A 1,690-nucleotide genomic window follows, 5' to 3' on the forward strand; every position below is an offset into this window, starting at 1 on the left:
TTATGTTATGGATGCTCGCTTTTTGATGGGGTCGCAGCATAATCTCTATTTATTCAACAGAGCCGAGAGTACGCCAAAAATAAAAATCGGAGCTAAATTTCTCCGGTTTTTTTATCTTTCAATCAGCACGATTAAGCCTGTTGTTGATCCTCTGCGCTGCCGGGCAACGGCCAGCCGCCCAGACGTTTCCAGCGATTAACTAATTCACAGAATAGATCCGCAGTCTGCAACGTGTCATACAGCGCGGAGTGTGCTTGGGTATTATCAAAAGCGATGCCAGCGGTGGTGCAGGCTTTAGCCAGAACAGTTTGCCCCAGCGCCAAGCCACTCAATGCCGCCGTATCAAAGGTGACAAACGGATGGAAAGGGTTGCGCTTCAGGCTGGCGCGCTCGGCGGCGGCGTTCATAAAGTTCAGGTCAAAAGTTGCGTTGTGCGCCACCATGATCGCCCGGTTACAGCTCTGGTCCTTCACGCCTTTACGCACCAGTTTGAAAATCGCATGCAGCGCTTCGTACTCGCTTACCGCGCCGCGCAAAGGGTTGTTCGGGTCGATGCCGTTGAACGCCAGCGCTTCAGGTTGCAGAACTGAGTTGACAAAGGGTTCGACATGGAAGTACAGCGTCTCATCTTTTTCCAGCCAGCCATTGTCGTCCATCTTAAGCGTGACCGCAGCGATTTCCAGTAAAGCGTTAGTTTTGGCATCAAAACCGGCGGTTTCAACGTCAATCACCACTGGATAAAAACCGCGAAAACGGCTGCTCAGGGTATTTAGTTCATTCGATTCAGACATCGGCATCTCATAGGCGAAAAAAAGACAGCGCACATTATGGCAAATTTCACCGCAAGATGCAGCAAACAGGAAGGAGGGGAGTGTCCCAAAGGCACCCTAAACAATTAATTACCCAAACCGTGACCAGCATGTTTGTTTTCGATCAGTTCGATTTTATAACCGTCCAGACCTTCAACAAAAGCAATAATGGTGCTGCCACTTTTTACCAGGCCGGCTTCATGTGTGACATTGCCATCATCTTTACGAATGCGACCGCAGGGCGCGGCACAATCGTCTACGCCCAGCGCGATATGACCATAAGCATTACCAAGGTCATACTTATCTACGCCCCAGTTATAGCTCAGCTCGATAGACGGTGCCTCCACTTTCTTCGGTATAGCCGACAAACGCGAGGGTGTACTTATATTCGGTATTTTCACTGGTGAGCAGAAGCTTCATGCCCAGCACGTTAGTGTAAAAATCAACGTAGCGTTGCAGATCGCCAACGCGCAGCATGGTGTGAAGGGCTTTGTTAAATAAAAAGAGATTACACTGCGATCCCATAAAAACAGCAAGCCCCCATAACATAAAATCAGTAGGTTACAACTAGTGTTCGGTAATACATGCTGGAATGGCTAGCATCTTCGTCCAAAACCGGCATATTAAAACAGCATGATTACCTATTATTCAACAAAGCATGTGAAAACGTGCAGATCGGTGGCTATGCCTACCGTTACCTGTGCAACACTTCCAGCCGCATCGACCTGAACTATTTGCAGGGCGTGGAAGGGGGGGCGATTGGCTGTTGCTTTACGCTGATTGGTGAAAACGGTGAACGCACCTTCACTATCAGTTCGGGCATGATAAACCAGCTGCACGCCGAGAGAATCCCGGAAGAGGTGATCGCCGGTGCATCCGCA

The 1,690-nt window shown here is 49.4% G+C and carries 1 protein-coding gene and 2 pseudogenes; 1 reads left to right on the forward strand and 2 read right to left on the reverse strand.

What is annotated here, in order from left to right; all coding sequences use genetic code 11:
* Positions 1-131: 131 nt before the first annotated feature.
* Together rnt and gloA are read right to left on the reverse strand one after the other, a co-directional pair.
* A complete protein-coding gene (gene rnt / locus BBW68_RS10720) occupies positions 132-797 on the reverse strand; it encodes a ribonuclease T (protein WP_083264880.1) in 666 nt (221 codons plus the stop codon).
* A gap of 98 nt (positions 798-895) precedes the next feature.
* Positions 896-1,334 (reverse strand): annotated as a pseudogene (gene gloA / locus BBW68_RS10725) (lactoylglutathione lyase).
* 140 nt (positions 1,335-1,474) lie between these two features.
* Between gloA and BBW68_RS10730 the strand changes: the two are divergent.
* A pseudogene (locus BBW68_RS10730) lies at positions 1,475-1,690 on the forward strand (inosine/guanosine kinase); the annotation flags it as partial.

The sequence above is a fragment of the Candidatus Erwinia dacicola genome (assembly GCF_001756855.1).
Taxonomy (GTDB): domain Bacteria; phylum Pseudomonadota; class Gammaproteobacteria; order Enterobacterales; family Enterobacteriaceae; genus Erwinia; species Erwinia dacicola.

Coding starts and splice junctions, on each gene's coding strand:
- rnt (WP_083264880.1), bottom strand. CDS start 797: ATGCCGATGTCTGAATCGAATGAACTAAATACCCTGAGCAGCCGTTTT.